Annotated in this window: 12 protein-coding genes; all 12 read right to left on the bottom strand. The window is 38.8% G+C overall.

The features are described from left to right. Window positions 1–132: 132 nt before the first annotated feature. Window positions 133–1137 (bottom strand): cytochrome d ubiquinol oxidase subunit II, encoded by a 1005-nt coding sequence (cydB, locus tag QSJ81_RS21260; RefSeq protein ID WP_285719354.1) that lies wholly within the window; start codon window positions 1135–1137, stop codon window positions 133–135. Beyond that, window positions 1128–2516 (bottom strand): cytochrome ubiquinol oxidase subunit I, encoded by a 1389-nt coding sequence (locus QSJ81_RS21265; protein WP_285719355.1) that lies wholly within the window; start codon window positions 2514–2516, stop codon window positions 1128–1130. Before QSJ81_RS21265 ends, cydB begins: the two co-directional genes overlap by 10 nt. 7 nt (window positions 2517–2523) lie before the next feature. Then, on the bottom strand, window positions 2524–2946 hold the full coding sequence (locus QSJ81_RS21270; RefSeq protein ID WP_285719356.1) for an RrF2 family transcriptional regulator: 423 nt from the start codon (window positions 2944–2946) through the stop codon (window positions 2524–2526). Between the two features lie 114 nt (window positions 2947–3060). After that, window positions 3061–6522, bottom strand: coding sequence for a bifunctional glycogen debranching protein GlgX/4-alpha-glucanotransferase (locus QSJ81_RS21275; protein WP_285719357.1), 3462 nt, complete (start codon window positions 6520–6522; stop codon window positions 3061–3063). Window positions 6523–6646: 124 nt separating this feature from the next. Beyond that, window positions 6647–8113: a glycogen synthase GlgA gene (glgA, locus tag QSJ81_RS21280; RefSeq protein ID WP_285719358.1), complete on the bottom strand. Its 1467-nt coding sequence runs from the start codon at window positions 8111–8113 to the stop codon at window positions 6647–6649. 3 nt (window positions 8114–8116) lie between these two features. Continuing rightward, a complete protein-coding gene (gene glgD, locus QSJ81_RS21285) occupies window positions 8117–9235 on the bottom strand; it encodes a glucose-1-phosphate adenylyltransferase subunit GlgD (protein ID WP_285719359.1) in 1119 nt (372 codons plus the stop codon). Between the two features lie 6 nt (window positions 9236–9241). Then, a complete protein-coding gene (locus tag QSJ81_RS21290; RefSeq protein ID WP_285719360.1) occupies window positions 9242–10453 on the bottom strand; it encodes a glucose-1-phosphate adenylyltransferase in 1212 nt (403 codons plus the stop codon). A 17-nt stretch (window positions 10454–10470) separates the two neighbouring features. After that, window positions 10471–12387: a 1,4-alpha-glucan branching protein GlgB gene (gene glgB / locus QSJ81_RS21295; RefSeq protein ID WP_285719361.1), complete on the bottom strand. Its 1917-nt coding sequence runs from the start codon at window positions 12385–12387 to the stop codon at window positions 10471–10473. Between the two features lie 27 nt (window positions 12388–12414). Beyond that, window positions 12415–14850, bottom strand: a complete 2436-nt coding sequence (locus QSJ81_RS21300; protein WP_285719362.1) for a glycogen/starch/alpha-glucan phosphorylase — start codon at window positions 14848–14850, stop codon at window positions 12415–12417. 254 nt (window positions 14851–15104) lie between these two features. Then, entirely contained in the window at window positions 15105–17534 is a 2430-nt protein-coding gene (locus QSJ81_RS21305; RefSeq protein ID WP_502929676.1) for a glycogen/starch/alpha-glucan phosphorylase, read from the bottom strand. 69 nt (window positions 17535–17603) lie between these two features. Then, window positions 17604–18719, bottom strand: coding sequence for a glucose-1-phosphate adenylyltransferase subunit GlgD (gene glgD, locus QSJ81_RS21310; protein WP_285719364.1), 1116 nt, complete (start codon window positions 18717–18719; stop codon window positions 17604–17606). Window position 18720: 1 nt separating this feature from the next. Continuing rightward, window positions 18721–19908: a glucose-1-phosphate adenylyltransferase gene (locus QSJ81_RS21315; RefSeq protein ID WP_285719365.1), complete on the bottom strand. Its 1188-nt coding sequence runs from the start codon at window positions 19906–19908 to the stop codon at window positions 18721–18723. Window positions 19909–20084: the final 176 nt, after the last annotated feature.

The following is a 20084-nucleotide window of genomic DNA, read 5'->3' on the forward strand; positions in this document are numbered from 1 at the left end:
GCCCCCTTTTTCGAATTGAATAATATACCAATAACTATATCATAAATCGACAAAATATACATAATTTTTTGATAAAACAATAAATCTAGCTCAATTATTGAATAAGGGCAGCTCGAAAGCCGCCCTTATCTTTTAATATTCTAAGTCTTTAGCAGTAACGCGTTTTCGAAATACCCAGTAGGTCCAGCCCTGGTAAGCTAGCACTATGGGCACTAAGATTAGCGCCGCAAATGTCATTATTTTTAAAGTGTAGGCACTAGAAGATGCATTGTGGATCGTTAAACTCCATGACGGATTTAAACTAGAGACCATAATCCGAGGGAATAAGCCACTGAAAAAGGCGATTGTTGTGAAAACAATGGCCAACCCGCTCATAGCAAAAGCCCATCCGTATTTTTTTATCCATGCTAAAGCATATCCCAAAACAAAAACTACAACGGCTCCCCACATGGTAACACTAGCTAATCCACTTTTGAATAAATCTGTGTTCGTATACGTTAACCCTACGAGGCTTAAGAAGGCTAAGGCAGCAAGAATTCCAATTGTTACAGCTGCTTTTCGCGCACGTTCAATAATTGGCCCTTCAATCTTAAGGGTTAAGAACAAAGCCCCATGGAATAAAAACACGAGTAAAAAGGCAACCCCACCTACTAAAGTGTAAGGGCTTAACAAATCAAAGAAGGTTCCAGCATACTGCATCTTAGCATTAATAGGGATGCCTTGAATCAGGTTGGTAACAGCTACACCCCAAAGCAGTGCTGGCAGAGCACTGCCAATAAAGATCATCCAATCCCAAGTGCTGCGCCATTGAGGATTTTCGTCTTTGCTCCGAAATTCAAAAGCCACTCCCCGCACAATCAAAGCCATGAGCATTACAAACAATGCCATGTAAAAACCACTAAACATAGTTGCATATACATGTGGGAACGCCGCAAACATGGCACCCCCTGCAGTAATCATCCAAACCTCATTTCCATCCCAAACCGGCCCAATGGTATTTATAATCATCCGTCGTTCTACATCATCCTTGCCTAAGAAAGGCAATAACATTCCAACACCATAATCAAATCCTTCTAAGAAAAAGAAGCCCGTAAATAAAACACCAACCAAAATAAACCATAATACATTTAGTTCCATAATGTCGCCTCCTTATTCTTAGTCAGCACACCTAGAACCGGCTTATGCTCCACAGGTCCTTCTAAAATAAACTTCCGCACTAAATAAATAGCCGCTATCGCCAGCACGCCGTATATTACCGTAAAACCAATTAAAGAAATCCAAACTTCCGTACTTGTTACGTTGGTAGAAACAGCCTGACTAACCTTCTGTAAACCTACAACAATCCAGGGCTGACGTCCCCCTTCAGTTAATATCCACCCAGTTGAGTTTGCAATGTAAGGCACAGGTAGGCTCCAGAGTAACAACTTAAGAACTGTCCTATTCTCCTCTAATCGCTCTTTATATAATAAAAATATACTAATAACCGCTAATAACATCATCCATAAACCCGACAAAACCATGATTCTAAAGGTCCAAAAGGACTGTGTAATGGATGGAGTATAATTTCCTGGCCCATACTTCATTTCTGCTGCAGCTTGTAGTTCATTAATGCCCTTTATTTCTCCCTCTGGCTTATCATAGGCCAATAAAGATAGCACCTTGGGAATACCGATTTCAAAGGAATTCTTTTTATTCGCTTCATCCACCACCACTGCAATGGCAAAAGGAGCAGGATCTGCCGATTCCCATAAGGCTTCCATGGCAGCCATTTTCATTGGTTGTTTTTTAGCTAGGTATTGAGCTTGCAAATGCCCTGTGCCCATTACTAATAAAGTGCTTACTAACATGCATGCTAAACCCACTTTAATCGACATACGAAAGATGGGTAAATGACGTTGTTTTAATAAATAATAAGCACTAATCGCTGTCACAAATACACCCGCTGTCACAAGTCCGCCTAAAACAGTATGTGGAAATTGCCCCCAGACATAAGGATTCGTAATTACGGCTAAGAAGTCAGTCATTTCTGCCCGTCCATTTTGTAAGGCATATCCTACAGGAGACTGCATAAAGGAATTGGCGACCAAAATCCAAAAAGCAGATAAATTGCTAGCAAATGCGACTAACCAAATACAAGCTAAATGCACTCTCTTCGATAATCGCTCCCAGCCAAAAATCCATAATCCAAGAAAAGTTGATTCTATGAAAAAGGCTGTCAAGGCTTCTAATGCTAAAGGTGCTCCAAAAATATCCCCCATAAAACGAGAATATTCAGCCCAGTTCATACCAAAGTGAAATTCCTGAACAATCCCAGTTACCACACCCATGGAAAAGTTAACTAAAAATAACTTCCCCCAAAACATGGTCATCTTTTTATACATTTCATTTCCTGTCTGAACATACAAGGTTTCCATGACCGCTACTAAAACTGACAAGCCTAATGTCAGCGGTACAAATAAAAAGTGGTATACCGTTGTCATTGCAAATTGCCATCGTGCTAAAAGCAAAACATCCATACTATCCCTACCCTTCTCTATTATTTTTTTCTACTAACTGATCAAACTTAACCTTTTCTAGGGACTTCACAAAATCCTGTTGAATAACAGCCAACGATGTATGTACTAGGCATTTCGATTCACAGCCTTTAGTACAGGAAGCATCTTCCTTCAAACATCGTTGTAAATCAATCGGACCTTCCATCGCTTGAATCACATCTAACAGACTAATCTCTTTTGCAGGCTTTGCCAGCACAAAACCACCATCTACCCCCCGATAGGACTTTACCAACCCTCCCCGACTTAAAGATCTCATGATTTTCTGCAAAAATCCTGGAGGTATATTCTGCTGCTCAGCAATGGTCTGACCGTTTGCTAGCTTTCCTTCTGGTAATTCCGTTAGATGTATAATGACCCGAAATGCGTAATCCGTTGCTTGGTTAAACTGCACATATACACTTCCTCTTTAAAACAATACTATACTGGTTCGGTATTAATTATAATTTTACTCTGTGACATATCCTTCGTCAAGATTTTTTTTGAAGAAAATGGTTCCTCTAAATTACTACCGATTATACTGATCAACAAGTGTTGCCAATTTATCCGTTATCCTTTTTGTTAACATCTCTTTATGATATCGCCAGGCCCAATTACTGCCCCCTATTGTACCAGGGAAATTCATTCTAGCTTGGCTAGGAAGACCCATAATGTCTTGTAGTGGCACAATGGCTGTATTGGCATTACCCCGATAAACAAACTCGATACACTTCCAGTGAATTTCATTTTCCTCTAACGCCTGAATGCCAATCTGCTCTTGTACACAGGCAGCTAGCTTAGGATCTTCCACCAAGAGATTCCTATACCAGCTTACCGTTGTATCATTATCATGTGTTCCTGTATATACAGCCGTATTTTTCTTGCAACTGTAAGGTATACATTTGCCCTTTTTATCAAACGAAAAAGAAAAGTGCAATACCTTGATTCCTGGGAATCCAATCTCATTTCTCAAGGCTTCTACTTCGGGTGTAATAATTCCCAAATCTTCGACAATAATTGGCAGCTTACCTAGCTTTTTTTCCAGAACGTGAAAAAAAACCGCTCCAGGCCCCTTACGCCAACGTCCCTTTTCTGCCGTCTCCTCCTCAGCTGAAACCTCCCAAAAAGATTCAAAACCACGGAAATGATCTACCCTGACTATATCGACTAAGGTGAGGAGTACTTTTATCCTCTGCTGCCACCAATAATAATCATCTTTAGCCATCTCCTCCCAGCGATAATGAGGATTTCCCCACAACTGACCTGTCTTACTGAAATAATCAGGAGGAACGCCCGCTACAGTTTTTGGTTTTCCCCTTTCGTCTAGATCAAAGAGCTTCTGATTTGCCCATATGTCACTGCTATCATGAGCAACAAAAATTGGTATATCTCCGATAATTTTCACATTTTTTTCTGTTGCATAATGTTTTAAAGCTTGCCATTGACTGAAGAAAATAAACTGCAAAAAACAATGATAGGCAATTTCATCTGCCAATAACTCTTTGTATTCTAATAATGTTATTGGCTCCCTTGATGCAATAGCATTCGGCCACATATGCCAGGGGCTCTCATTGAAATGGGTTTTCAATGCCATAAATAGAGCATAATCAATAAGCCAATTAGCATGTAACCTAGTAAATGTTTCATAAGCTAAAGACTGCCCCTGCCGTCTAAAGTTCTCAAAAGCCTTACGTAATTTTTCTTCCTTATAATTTTTTACTTTTTCAAATTCTACTTGCTCCTTATCAAATATAGGACAGTCCTTCAAATCCTGGGTAGAAAGCAGCCCATCTTCGATTAACTTTTCTAAGGAAATGAGTAGTGGATTTCCAGCAAAAGCAGAGGGGCATTGGTAAGGGGAATGGCTATCCCCGACTGGATTAAGGGGTAGTATTTGCCATAATGATTGCTTACTTTCATATAGAAAATCAATAAAGTCATAAACGTTATTCCCCAAATCCCCTATACCATATTTAGAGGGCAAAGAGGTCGGATGGAGCAGTACTCCCGCCTGCCGGGGAAAACAATTTTGCTCAACTTGTAGTAACACTTTGCCTTCGAGAGGTTGTAAACAAATTCTAATCGTTCCATCTACAATTGCGATCTCTTGGTTTTCGTTTAAAAGATCAATCATGCTTCCATGACACCATTGCTGAATCGGAATTTCTAGATGAGCCGTTTGATCAACACTTCCATTCAATAACACAAGCGCTGTATTGTCTTGCCCTTCTTTGCCAAAAACATTTTTACCATTACTAATTCTGCGAATATAACCATAGGTTTCCTTCCCTAAGGGTAAGGAAATCCATTCTCCTGTTTTGAAAATATCATAGCGATTGCGAAGAGCAATAACTCTTTTATACCAATCAAGAATTTCCATATTTTCTTGTCCCCAAGGATACGTCCTGCGGTTAAATGGATCTTTATGACCTTCTACACCAACTTCATCTCCGTAATAAATACAAGGTACGCCAGGAAATGTCATTTGCCATAATACGAGAAGTTTTAACCTAGCGATTGCTAAGGATTGCTTTTCAAGAGGCAAACGGTAAGTAGCCTGCTCAGCAATGGTTAAGCTACTTGAAGGGGGAGCTTCTCCCAGTAAGGTCAATATGCGGGGTACATCATGACTACCAATTAAGTTCATCATGGCGTAAAAATTTTGACTAGGATAGTTTTCTGCTAAGCTCATAAATAATTGATGAACTGCAAAAGCATCAATAACCCCTAGCATAAAGTCCAGTACAATTGCACGAAAAGGATAATTCATTACAGAATCCAATTCCTCACCCTGCAAGTATTCCCTAAGTTTGCCATAACTTTGCTTGTGAGAGGCATCTTCCCAAACCTCGCCAATCAATACACTTTCCTTATCCTGCTCTTTCATTGTTTTGTATATTTTTTTGATAAATTCATCTGGCAGTTCATCCGCTACATCCAATCGCCAGCCTTTTGCCCCAAGTTGTAACCAGTGTTTGATTACACTATCCTTGCCTTCAACAATGAAGTCAATATAGGAAGGCTCATTCTCTTCCACGTTGGGCATTGTGTCAATTCCCCACCAAGCTTCATACTGCTTGGGATATTCAGTAAAACGATACCAATTGTAATAGGGAGATTCCTTTGACTGATAAGCACCTAGTCCCGGATAATTCCCGTCTCGATTGAAGTAGACACTATCACTGCCTGTATGACTGAATACGCCATCTAAGATAATCTCAATTCCATATCCTTTTGCCTTGCTGCACAACTGAGAAAAAATTTTGTTATCACCAAGCATCGGATCTACTTTTTTATAATCACCTGTATCATAGCGATGATTACTCCCGGATGAAAAAATAGGATTAAAATAGATTACACTGATACCTAGTTCCTTTAAATACGGCAGTTTTGCAATAACTCCCTGTAAGTTTCCACCAAAGAAATCGTAAGATACAATTCTTCCTGTATCTGCATCGCGAATGTAATAAGGATTATTATCCCAATGGGCATGGATCACGCTACCCTTAGGAGCAGGCAAAACCATTCCCGCTTCTAATTGTTGATAAAAGCGATCAGGAAAGATCTGATACATCACCGATTCTTTAAACCAATCAGGTGTAACAGATCCTGTTTTGTATATTGTAATTTGATAAGCAGGGGGCTCTCCTTCGTAGACCTGTCCTAATCCCCCTAGTCCCTCTGGATTGTTTCCATAATAATATAGTTGGCCTTGTACCGTAACGATAAAATAGTACCACAAAACACAAGGGAATGAAGGTGCACTCATTTCTACTTGATAGTGCCTACCTATATCTGTCCTTTCCCTTGGCTCCATCATTATTTTTTTTTCTCCAAGACCATCTTGCCATAACCGAAGCAAAACGTTATCTGGCTCAACATCTTCCTTCACTATTAAATGCAGAAATACTTTCTCATTACAACAAACAGCCCCAAAGGGACTGCGGAAACTTTCTAATTGAGAGTCATGACTCATAGAGTCTTGTTTCATAGCATTTCCTCACTTTCAATTAGGACATTGATTTTATCGTCTTGCCAATAACAACTGCTTGTGGAGATACAAAACCTTACTGGATTTCCGTATTGTATCTCCAGCCTAAAGAGAACCCCATCGATCAGACTTGCCCAATTAGTTTTGTATAAGTATTTACATATTGAATGGCGGATTGCTGCCAACTGTAATCACTTTTCATTGCATTTTTCACTACTTGATTCCAGACTTTTTTATCTTGGTATGTTTTTAAAGCCCAATTAATCGTGTCAAGCATATCATGAGCATTATAATTCACAAAGGTAAAACCATTCCCTTCACCCGTCTGCTCATTATAAGATTGTACCGTATCCTTGAGTCCACCAATCTCCCGCACGATTGGTAACGTACCATAACGCATGGCAATCAATTGCCCAATTCCACAAGGCTCATACAGGGAAGGCATAAGAAATAGATCTGCGCCAGCATAAATCTGATGAGCCAATTCATCATCGAACATAATATTTGCTGATACCTTTCCAGGATACTGCCAAGCCATATACTTAAAGAAGTTCTCGTATCTAGCCTCGCCAGTTCCTAAGACAACAAGCTGAATATCATAAAATTCTTCTCCTACCGCTGCAGCCTGCTTTACTAAATTAAAAAACATATGCTCTATTAAATCCAAGCCTTTAGGGCCTACAAGACGAGAAACCAAAGCGATAATTGGAACATCCTCTCGAACTGGCAGCCCCAAACGACGCTGCAGGTTTGTTTTATTTTTCATTTTCTGTTCCAAATGCTCTACATCATATTGACTGCAAATGTATTTATCGTTCTTTGGATTATATACATCATAATCAATGCCATTTACAATACCAACTAAGTTTCCTTGGCGTTTTCGCAAGAAACCATCCAACTCTTCACCGAAAAAGGGGTCTTGAATTTCGTGGGCATATGTTCGACTTACTGTAGAAATCATATCGGAATAGGCTAAGCCCCCCTTCATAAAGCTAACACCTTCATGAAACTCTACACCCTCGGCATTGAAATAACGCCAATCCAGGCTTAATATGTCATGTAGTATTTCCTTCGGAAAAACACCTTGGTAACGTAAGTTATGAATGGTAAATAAGGTTTTAATTTGATTATATGCAGGCACATTTCGATAGTGAGCATCAAATAGAACACTAACCATTCCCGTATGCCAGTCATGACAATGAATTACATCTGGCATAAAATCAATCTTAGCTAGTGATTCCAGTACGGCACGACAGAAAAAGCCAAATCGTTCCGCATCATCATGATATCCATAGTACCCGTGGCGTTTAAAGTAATATTCATTATCTACGAAGTAGAAAGTAACACCTTGATAAACAAACTCTAATATTCCACAATATTGCTGCCGCCAACCAACCTGCACAAAAAAATGATTTTTAAACTCCATTTTTTGCTTAAAACCATCAGGAATATCTAGATAATTAGGCATAATAACCCTAGCATCAACACCTTGCTTAATTAACTCTTTGGGTAATGAGCCAATCACGTCCCCTAACCCGCCTGTCTTAGCAAAAGGTACCGCCTCTGCGGCTGCGATTAATACTTTTATCATAAGTTAAATCACCCGTCCTTTCTTTATTACAAGAGGATAACTAGCTTCACCCTTTAACTGCTTGTTTGCTGTTATATATACATCTTTATCACAAATCACATTGTCTAACATAACGCCTGAAGCAATTATGCCTTTCTGCATAACAACACTATTTTTAATATATGCCCCCTTCTGGACTTTTACGCCACGAAATAAGATGCTATTTTCTACTCGTCCTTCAACATAACACCCACTGGCAATTAAAGAATTGCTTACTTCAGAGTCGTGCATAAATTTGGCTGGAGGTTCATCTTTAGCCTTTGTATAAATCAAACCAGATTTAAAAAACAATTCCTTCCAAATATTTGGATTGAGTAGTTCCATACTGTGCTGAAAATAACTTTGTAAAGAAGAAATACGAGCCACATAGCCTTGATGATGGTATCCATATACTTTATATTTATTACTATTTTTAATGATGCAATGTTTAACAAAGTCATAGTCCCCATAGGAAATACATTGATTCACTAACTCGATCAGCAATCTTTTTTCCATAATAAACATTTCCATGCACATATTCTGATAGCCACCTGAGTCTTTAAACTCTTTAATGGCAGAAACCTGTCCATCTGCTTTTATCTCCAATATATTGGCCCTTAAACAATCATGAGTGCCGCAATTTGCCTTAGTATACAAAATAGTAATATCCGCCCCTGTACTTTTATGAGCAGCTAGGGCTTCCCGGTAGTCCAAATTTGTCACCATGTTGGCCCCTGCGATAATTACATATTTCTGACGGCTTTGATAAATATAATCTAGGTTGCTATAAATATTTTCTACATCTCCTCGATGAACTTGCATAGGGGTTTTTGTATAGGCAGGAGGCAGGATAAATAAGCCGTCTCGTTTACGAGCCAAATCCCAATCCTTACCTGAGCGCAAATGGTCCATTAGGGACCGATATTTATGCTGAATGAAAATCCCTACATTTGAGATCTCTGAATTTACCATATTGGATAAAACAAAATCAATTAGACGATATCGCCCTGCAAAAGGAACAGAAGCCAAGGATCGAGATCGACTTAGTTCTCCTAAATATTCTTCTGCTTCATTAAGATTAATAATTCCCATTAAATCTAGCATAGCTTACTACTCCCCCCTTTTGCACATATCATCATCTGTTAGAATACATGATATACTTCCCACCACCTTAGTATGAGGTGGTATCATCATATCTGCATCCAATACTACAATTTCCTGTTCTCCTGCTATTTGGTCTGCGGCTACAATACTTCCTTGTTTTAAAACAGTCTTACGACCGATAATCGCCTTATCAATCACCACATTATCCTCAACATGGACACTCGACATAATAATGGAGTCTTTGATCTTTGCTCCCTCTCCAATATATACATCCCGAAAAATGACCGAATTCTCTACCTCACCTAAGACCAAACATCCCTCACTGATAATGGAGTTCCTAACCTTGGCCGTTGCCGAGGTGTAATGGGGAGGACGAGGCGGATTAGCGGAATAAATACGCCACTTAGGATCATACATATTCAGCTCTGATTCAGCGCCTAACAAGTCCATGTTTGCCTGCCAGTAGCTTTCTACAGTCCCAACATCTTTCCAATATCCTTTAAACGGGTAAGCTGTCAAATTCCGTTTATCGGCTAACATTTTCGGTATAATATCATGACCAAAATCATGAGTAGAATTTAAATCTTTTTCATCTTCTGCTAAATATTTTTTCAAAAGGGCCCAACTAAATATATAAATTCCCATCGAAGCCAGATTGCTTTTTGGCTCTGCAGGTTTCTCATCAAATTCAATAATACGGTTGTCACCATCCGTATTCATAATTCCGAAGCGACTGGCTTCCTCCCAAGATACTTCGATTACAGCAATAGTTGCATCAGCTTGTTTTTCTTGATGGAATTCTAACATTAAAGAATAATCCATCTTGTAAATGTGATCTCCGGATAATATCAACACATATTCTGGATTAAACCCCTCAATAAAATTGATATTTTGGCAAATTGCGTCCGCAGTTCCCTTATACCACTCTCCTCCTTGCTCTTTCACAAAGGGTGGTAAAACATATACCCCGCCATTCATTCTATCTAAATCCCAAGCACTGCCAATACCAATATAACCGTTTAATGCTAAAGGTTTATATTGGGTAAGCACCCCTACGGTGTCAATACCTGAATTGTTACAATTACTCAAGGGAAAATCAATAATACGATACTTACCACCAAAAGGAACCGCTGGTTTGGCTACTTTTTGCGTCAAAATACCTAGACGACTCCCTTGTCCGCCTGCTAACAACATAGCTACACACTTTTTCTTGTGCATAATAACGCCCCCCAGTATTAAATATCATTTATCTGCTCTAGTTCCTTATGTTTTAAATAGATGGTAGCCAAAGGGGGAAGAGTAATCTCTACTGACTGTAATTGGTTTTGCCAACTTACTGATTCTGCAATTATTAGATTTGCATTTTTTTGCCCAGAACCACCGAACTCTTCCCAATCACTATTAAACACTTCTTGATAATGTCCCATAGCTGGTACTCCAATTCGATAGGATCCATGTACCTCAGGTGTAAAATTACATACAACAAGCAGGGCCTCCTCCTGAGCCATTGCTTTACGCATAAAGCAAATGACGCTTTGCGTATAGTCACTGCAATCTATCCATTCAAATCCCTGCCAATTCCCATCGACTTCCCACAACGCTTTTTCTCGCTGATAAAAATGATTTAATTCACGGCAGTAGCTCTGCATTTTTTTATGCATAGGAGATTCGAGGAGATGCCAATCTAAGCTTTCGTGATCTTGCCACTCAATAAATTGTCCAAATTCACTACCCATAAATAAGAGTTTTTTCCCAGGATGAGCTATCCAGTAACCATAAAAAGCACGCAGATTAGCAAATTTTTGCCAATAGTCCCCAGGCATTTTATTCAACATAGACTTTTTGCCATGAACCACCTCATCATGAGATAAAGGTAAGACAAAATTTTCTGAGAAAGCGTACATTAATGAAAAAGTCAATAAGTGGTGATTCCATTTGCGATGGATGGGGTCAATGGCCATATAGCGCAGCATATCATTCATCCACCCCATATTCCATTTGAAATTAAAACCTAATCCACCACTATAAGTTGGCCAAGAAACCATCGGCCATGCCGTAGACTCTTCTGCCATCATGAGAACATGAGAATTCTGTGCAAATACTACTTCGTTTAGCTTGCGTAAAAAAGCTGCCCCTTCTAAATTCCCATTGCCTCCATATTGATTGGGAGTCCACTGCCCTTCTTCTCTTCCATAATTTAAGTATAAAATATTAGAAACAGCGTCAACACGAATTCCATCAAGATGATATACATCTAACCAAAACAAAGCATTCGAAATAAGAAAACTAAGTACTTCTTTGCGACCTAAATCAAAATTGGCAGTACCCCAACCTACATTTTCACCCCGCTGCGCATCAGGATATTCATATAATGGTGTGCCATCAAAACGCCTAAGTCCATGATCGTCTTTACAAAAATGTCCTGGAACCCAATCCATAATTACACCAATACCACAATTATGACAGCAATCAATCAAATACATAAAATCTTCCGGAGTCCCATATCGACTAGTAATCGCAAAATATCCTGTAGCCTGATAACCCCAGGATCCATCAAAAGGATGTTCGGCAACAGGCATAATTTCAATATGGGTATATCCCATAGAAGCCACATACTCAGGGAGGATTTCTGCTAATTCACGATATGTTAGCAGCCGATTTCCTTCCCCTCGCCGCCAGGAACCTAAGTGCATCTCATAAATTAGCACGGGTTGCTGATACGCAGGTTTCTTCTTTCCCTGTTGCCATACCTCATCCTGCCATTGATAGCCATTCAAGTCATAGACAATTGATGCTGTTTCTGGCCGCAATTGAGCATAAAAAGCATAGGGATCTGCCTTTAATAATCGCTTTCCATCTAGCGTATCAATTTCATATTTATACAGTTCTCCAAACCAAAGATGGGGAACAAATAATCGCCAAATTCCTGACTGCCCTACTCGCTTTAGGACATGTTGATGACCTTGCCAATTATTAAAGTTCCCAACAACTTTTACCCCTTTCGCATTCGGCGCCCAAAGGGTAAAACGTACACCACGAGTCCCGTTTTCCTCAACTCCATGGGCTCCTAAGAGCTGATAACTGCGAAAATGACTGCCTTCATGAAACAAATATAGATCTTCTTCACTGACTGGTGAAACATCAATTCCCATACAATCCCTCCACCTTTCCCCCTGGCTTTAAGATACAATAATCTCTACAGGTTTTGTATGCCAAATGTCTTCTGCATATTCCGCGATTGTACGATCACTAGAAAAGACTCCTGCTTGCGCAATGTTATGAATACTCATTTGGGTCCATTTATCTTTATTTTTATACTGTTTATCTAATTCTGCTTGGCAGTCTGCATAAGCAGCAAAATCTTGTAATACAAAAAATTCATCATTTTCAGCCAGTATAGAATTATAAAGGGGCCTAAACTCCTCTTTTTGATAGGGTAAAAAGCCATTGACCAGCTGCTCTAAGACAGTTTTAATCCGTATATCACTATTGTATACATTCCAAGCATTGTAGCCGCCATGTATGTAGTAATCAAAGACCTGCTGACTCGTCAGACCGAAAATAAAAATATTATCATCACCAACAGCATTATGAATCTCCACATTTGCTCCATCTAAGGTACCAATGGTAAGAGCTCCGTTGAGCATAAATTTCATATTCCCTGTGCCAGAAGCTTCTTTACTTGCCGTAGAGATTTGCTCACTGACATCTGCCGCAGGAAACAACATTTCCCCAAGTGACACACTATAATTTTCTAAGAAAATTACCTTTAACTTACCTTTTATTGTTTTATCCTTATTAATTAAAGAAGCCAAGACACTGATTAGCTTAATCGTTTGTTTTGCAATATAATAACCAGGTGCTGCCTTACCAGCAAAGATAAAGGTGCGTGGTGTAATAGGCAAATCCGGATTTTCTTTCAAGCGATTATACAAATCCATAATATGGAATATGTTCAGCATTTGGCGTTTATAGGAATGAATACGCTTTATGTGAACATCAAAAATAGAGCGCACATCTACAGTAACTCCAGTTTTTTCTTTAATATATTTAGCCAGTATTTTTTTCTTATTTAGTTTTGCCTTACGCACTCTGTCCTGTACCGACTTATCTGTGGCGAACTTGGAAAATTCTACTAAATTCTGCGGTTCTTTGATCCAGCTTGGCCCGATACATTCCGTTATCAAAGCAGCCAATTCAGGATTTGCTTTCAGCAGCCATCGCCTATGGGTAATGCCGTTAGTCTTATTATTAAACTTTTTGGGGTAAAATTGGTGAAAATCTCGCATAATATGCTCTTTTAAAATATCTGTATGTATTTGCGCCACTCCATTTACACTATGACTGCCAACAACAGCAAGTCTTGCCATATGCACAAGGTCATCAGTAATGACTGCCATTCCTCTAATCTTTTCCCACTGCCCTGGATACCGTTCCCATAATTGATGGCAAAATCGTTCATTGATTTCGTGGACAATCATGTACATTCTCGGCAATAAGCTCTTAAACATACCTACTGGCCAAGTTTCTAAGGCCTCTGGCATGATAGTATGATTCGTATAAGAAATGGTTTCCGTTGTAATCTTCCAAGCATCATCCCAAGATAGGCCTTCTTCATCCATTAACAAACGCATTAACTCCGGTACTGCGATAGCAGGATGTGTATCATTAATATGTACAGCGACCTTTTTAGGAAATAGCTTCATAGATGTATGTCGCTTCTTATACCGCCTAACAATACTTTGTAACCCTGCCGAAACGAAGAAGTATTGTTGTTTTAAACGCAAAAGCCGTCCTTCATAAAAATTATCTTGAGGATAAAGAATTTTCGAAATCAAGCCAACAGAGGTTTTATAGCCCATAGCCTCCAGATACTCGCCACGGTTAAAGGACGCGAAATCGAATCCATCATTAATAGACTCAGCACTCCATAACCGCAAAGTATTCACCGTATTATTTTTATAACCAGCAATGGGAACATCATAAGGCACAGCTAAGACAGCCTCATAATTTTCATGGGTGAATACCCATTTATCACCTTGCTGGTTACATTGAATTGTTCCACCAAATTTTACTTTTACCGACTTATCGGCTTTACGAAATTCCCACGCATAGCCATCTTGAAGCCAATTGTCTGGTAATTCCACTTGATTATGATCTACTATCTTCTGCTCAAATAGGCCATATTTATAACGAATACCGCAACCATGGCCTGGCAAGCCAATTGCAGCCATTGATTCTAAAAAGCAAGCTGCTAAACGCCCCAACCCTCCATTGCCAAGACCAGGATCAGATTCTTCCTTTTCTAAATCATCTAATTGTATGCCTAGTTCTGCCAGGGCCTCTCGATAAGTCTCCTTAGCCCCGTTATTTACCAAATGCATGTCTAAGGCCTTTCCTAAGAGAAACTCCATAGAAAAGTAATATACCTGCTTATCCCCATTCTCAGTATATTGCCTGTTAGTTTCTATCCAATTTTGACTAGTACAATCACGAATAACACGACTTAAAGCCATATATTTATTTGTGATAGACGCTTCCTCAAGTCCCTTGCCAAACATAGTTCTCAGTTTGTTTACAAAAACGACTTTAAATTCATCCTTATCCATTAACATGGAAGCTTGTCCCCCCTATTCAAAACATGTAGTTCTCCAAACATTGGATTTAATTATGATTTAGTTGGACTTTTTTGTTATTCTACTTTCAGTATTACTTTCTCATTTGTTAGTAAAATCCTTCTTTTTTTATTGTAAATTTTTGCATTATTTTGTAAATTGTTATTTGTTTTTCTTCATCAATGTACAACATTATTCTACAGAAGAAAAATTTGAGGATATACTGTTTATCAAAGTATACCCTCAATAGCCTTTTATCCCCTTATATGCGACTTTTTCAAATTCCAAATTTTATAAGAGTATTCTTGTATCGTTCTATCACTGGAGAATATGCCCGAGTGAGCAACATTATGAAGGCACATTGATCGCCACTGCTCCTGATTACGATACTTAGCATCAAGTAATCGTTGGGCCTCTGCATAAGCAGAAAAATCTTTAAGTACAAAAAACTCATCATTATTACGCAGCAAGTAATCATATAGAGGTCTAAATTCTTCTTTTTCACCATGTAGGAAGCCATTAACTAATTGCTCCATTACTTTCTTTACCCGCCCATCCTGATTATAGATATCCCACGCATTATATCCTCCATGGGCATAATAAGCTAAGGCCTGCTCTGCTGTAAGGCCAAAAATAATAATATTTTCCGGCCCCACTGCTTCCTCTATTTCGATATTAGCGCCATCTAACGTTCCAATTGTGACAGCTCCATTCATCATAAATTTCATATTCCCTGTACCAGAAGCTTCCTTACTAGCCGTTGAAATTTGCTCGCTAACATCCGCAGCCGGAAAGACTATCTCACCAATTGATACACCGTAGTTTTCCATAAAGACTACCTTTAATTTATCTTGGATTGTCTTATCATTATTAATGATTGCCCCAAGGCTATTTATTAACTTTATCGTTTGCTTTGCAATATAATATCCTGGAGCCGCCTTGCCGGCAAAAATAAATGTCCTTGGCATTATATCAAGATTAGGATTTTCTTTTAACTGGTTATATAAATGCATAATATGCAACACATTTAGTATCTGACGTTTATATGCATGAATACGCTTAATTTGCACATCAAAGATAGATTGAGTATTTACTGTTATATTATATTTTTCTTGAATAATCTGGGCCAATTTTTCTTTATTCCTACGTTTTATATCCGCCAATTGCTCTTTAAAAGCAACATCGTGATCAAATCTTCTTAAAAGCAGCAGTTCACTCGGATTGGAAATCCAATTCTCGCCAATTGATTTATTTATTAATTCTGCCAAGGTTGCATTGGCTTTTAACAGCCAACGTCGATGAGTGATACCATTCGTTTTATTATTAAACTTACGGGGATCATACTCATAAAACTTATGCATTATATATTTTTGCAAAATTTGAGTATGTAACTTGGCTACACCATTTACGCTATAACTGCCCACTACTGCCAAACGGGCCATGTGAACTAAACCATAGGAAATAATAGCCATGTCTCCAATATAGCCCCATTGCCCTGGGTAACGATCCCATAGTTCTTGACAAAATCTCTTATTAATTTCCTCGATTATCATATAAATACGTGGCAATAGGGATTTAAATAGATCTACTGGCCATGTTTCTAGTGCCTCAGGCATAACGGTATGATTGGTATAAGATATTGTTCTCGTTGTAATTCGCCATGCTTCATCCCATCCAAGCCCTTCTACATCGATTAGAATACGCATTAATTCAGGTACCGCTAGGGCTGGGTGAGTGTCATTAATGTGGACCCCAATCTTTTCAGGAAAAGAATGGAAGCTCCAGTACGTCCGTTTAAAACGACGAATAATGCTTTGCAAACCCGCTGAGACAAAAAAATACTCCTGCTTTAAGCGTAATAAGCGCCCCTCTACAAAAGTATCATCGGGATACAGGTATTTTGAGATCCTTTCTACGGAGTTCTTGTACTCAAGAGCTTTTATATAATCTTCTCTGTTGCAACTTGTTAAATTGACGTCACTTTGTGCTAATTCAGCACTCCACAACCGTAACGTATTTACCGTATTTACATGGTATCCTACCATGGGAACATCATAAGGTACCGCTAAAACGACCTCTACATTTTCTTGCACAAAATGAATTCTACCATCTGCATCCTCTCTTCCAACTACTTGCCCCCCAAATTTAACCTCTACCGATTTATCGGGCTTACGATATTCCCATATATACCCATCTTTAAGCCAATTATCAGGCAGTTCCACTTGGTAGTTTTCGACAATCTTTTGCTCAAACAGGCCATAAGTATAGCGAATACCACAACCATGCCCTGGAAACCCTAATGCTGCCATCGAGTCAAGGAAACAAGCCGCTAGCCGCCCTAATCCTCCATTTCCTAGCCCCGCTTCAGGCTCCTCATCTAATAATGTATTTAAATCAATTCCTAGCTCGGCTAACCCTTTCTCGCAAACTTCTCTTAGCCCCATGTTTATCAAATTCATTTCCAGCTGCTTGCCTAATAAAAATTCAATCGAAAAATAGTATAGCTGTTTTTCCCCACGAAATCGATATTGTCGATTTGTTTTTATCCAGTTAGGACTTATATAGTCACGCAGAAGACTTCCTAATGCCACATATTGATCATAAGTACTTGTTTCATCAATGCTTTCTCCATGTAATGCCTGTAATTTAGCGCAATAAAGCTTTTTAAAACTTTCTTTATTTATCAACAAAAAAAACCTCCTGAAAGACTCGATTCTGAAGGATTATCTTTTGTTCGCAATGTTTTTCCTATTTTATATGATAGTGCCCTTCTCTACGACCAAAGGATAGTTCGTCTCTCCTTTGAGCCACTTTCCCTTAGTAATACAAACATTTTTATCACATATCACATTTTCAATAATGGCATTTTCAGCAATTTCACACTTTTGCATAATGATACTATCTTTAATATATGCTCCTTTATGAACTTTAACTCCGCGAAACAATATGCTGTTTTCTACCCGCCCTTCAATAATACATCCATTGGCTACCATTGTATTGAAAGCCCTGGCATTCTCCTTATACTTAACAGGAGCCTCGTCTTTCACTTTTGTATACACCAATCCTGATCTAAAAAATAACTCTTCCCACTTTTCTGGCTTCAACAATTCCATGTTATGCCGATAATAATTTTTTATGGAATCAATTCTAGCTATGTAGCCTTTATAAGGAAAGCCAAACATTTTTAATTGATTTACATTTTTTATAAGAACATCTTTTACAAAATCCCAGCCACCCCGAGTATGGCAATCTTTAATCAGCTCTACTAATAAGCTTTTCTTTATAATGTACATTTCCATGGATACTTTTCGCGAAGTGGTCTTTTGAGATATAATCCCCATATCCACGATACGGCCATCAGGCTGACAATCTAAGATAGCATATTGGGATATATCTTCTTCGACATCATCTTCTTTATACAGTACCGTAATATCAGCTCCCGTGTCTTGATGAAACTTAAAGACTTTGCGGTAATTCAGATTACAAACAATATGACCGCCAGCAATTAACATATATTCCTGCCTGCTACTCTCAATATAATCTAAATTATTATAAAAGTTTTCGATATTCCCCCGACAGCCACCAGGCGAACACGGATTCTGATTAGGGGGCAAAATAAACAATCCATCCCTTTTTCTCGCTAAGTCCCAATCCTTACCAGACCTTAGATGATCCATTAATGCCCGATATTTATCATGTACCAAAATTCCTACATTCTGCATGCCTGAGTTAACCATGTTAGACAACATAAAATCCACGAGCCGATACCTTCCACCAAAAGGAAGGGCTGCTAACGGTCGTCCCTTTGTAAGTTCTTTTAGTAAATCCTGACCTTCGTTTAAATTAATAATACCCATTACATTTTGCATTTTATCCCACCTGTTTCTGTGTACTTATCATACTATTATCTAAAACTTGCGCATTACTTGGAATGACGATATTTTCCTCAATCACGGTAATCTCCAATTGATCTTTTGCACCAATTACAGCGCCCCTTTCTACCAGGCTCTTACGACCAATAATTCCTCGATATACATGAGCATTCTCACAAATCGTTGCATAAGGCATAATAATTGAATCTTTAACGACGGCTCCTTTACCAATATGTGCCCCTGGGAAAATTACAGAGTGATCAACTTCACCTAAAATAGAGCACCCCTCGCCAACTAGGGAGCGAGTTAAGCTGGCTGTTACCCCTACATAATGAGGTGGTCTCGTCGCATTGACCGAGTAAACACGCCAATTAGGATTATGTAAATCTAGTTGAGGATCATCTTCTAATAAATCCATATTTGCTTCCCAAAAGCTCTCCACTGTCCCTACGTCTTTCCAATAGCCCTTAAAATAATATGCATATAAGCGGTGGCCATCTGCAAGCAGCTTAGGAATGACATCTTTGCCAAAATCATGACTAGAAAGAGCATTTTTTCGATCTTCCTCCAAGCTCTTTCTTAGTAAACGCCAATTAAAAATATAGATGCCCATGGATGCTAAGTTACTCTTAGCTTCTTTAGGCTTTTCTACAAATTCGGTTATCCTGCCTGTTGTATTCGTATTCATAATGCCAAATCGGGAGACCTCATGCCATGGTACTTCTATTACAGAAATAGTAACCTCGGCTTTTTGTTTTTTATGATGTTCTAGCATAAGAGAATAATCCATATTGTAAATATGGTCACCCGACAACACCAGTACATAATTTGGATTCATCATATCAATAAAATTTAAGTTTTGATAAATAGCATCTGCTGTTCCCTTATACCATTCGGCACTTCCCTCTTGAGCATAAGGCGGCAAAACATAAACGCCTCCATCTCTACGATCCAAATCCCATGAACTGCCGATTCCAATGTAACTATGCAAAGCCAATGGACGATATTGAGTTAATACTCCTACCGTATCAATCCCTGAATTATGGCAATTGCTTAAAGGAAAATCAATGATACGATATTTACCCCCGAAAGGCACGGCGGGCTTTGCGATTTTCTGCGTTAGACTCCCTAGCCGACTTCCCTGCCCCCCTGCCAATATCATGGCAACACATTCCTTTTTACGCATAGAATAAATCCCCCATTCATTTTCTAACCACACTACAAAAATTCATGCAGCCCATTTCCTATCCTATGCACTACTGTTTATCCTCATGACTAAATTATTGTGCATTTAAAATATGTAAAATTTTACCTATTCCTTATTTGACGTAATACTATCAATTCCCTTTGGGGAATTTGTAA

Origin of the sequence: Pelosinus sp. IPA-1 (assembly GCF_030269905.1) — a bacterium.
Classification (GTDB): domain Bacteria; phylum Bacillota; class Negativicutes; order DSM-13327; family DSM-13327; genus Pelosinus.